At 62.8% G+C, this 395-nt stretch carries 1 protein-coding gene; it reads left to right on the top strand.

The window, feature by feature from the left end; genetic code table 11:
- Window positions 1-175: 175 nt before the first annotated feature.
- A partial coding sequence (locus tag AC1DYG_RS20365; protein WP_477641652.1) for a hypothetical protein occupies window positions 176-395 on the top strand: 220 nt, incomplete at its 3' end.

The following is a 395-nucleotide window of genomic DNA, read 5'->3' as shown; positions in this document are numbered from 1 at the left end:
TGATCTGACAGTACGGCGACAAGTCGCGATCGGGGTCCTGATCGCTGCTGCCATCGCGACTCGCCAGACCTTCGTGTGGACCCTCGTGCCCGCCGTTCTTGCCTGCCTGCACTGTCTCCACGGCCAACCCTGGTCGACAAAATTTCGTGCGCTTGCACGGATGACGGTTCCCGGTGTGGCTGTCCTCGCCGTACTCGTGGCGCTGTGGGGTGGTCTCACGCCTCCGGCCATGCGCGGATTCAATGCTTCGGGTGCGGCGCAGAGTTGGATCTCAGTTGCATTCACATTTGCTGTTGCCGCTGTCTTCGCGGTTCCGGTGCTGCTCGCGACGATGCGAACCGGCGTCATCCGTGACCATGCCCGGATTGCGGCGACAGTAGGGGTCGTTGTATCGC

It is taken from the genome of Pedococcus sp. P1_H8 (assembly GCF_056405175.1).
This window is presented reverse-complemented; position numbering and strand designations above follow the sequence as displayed.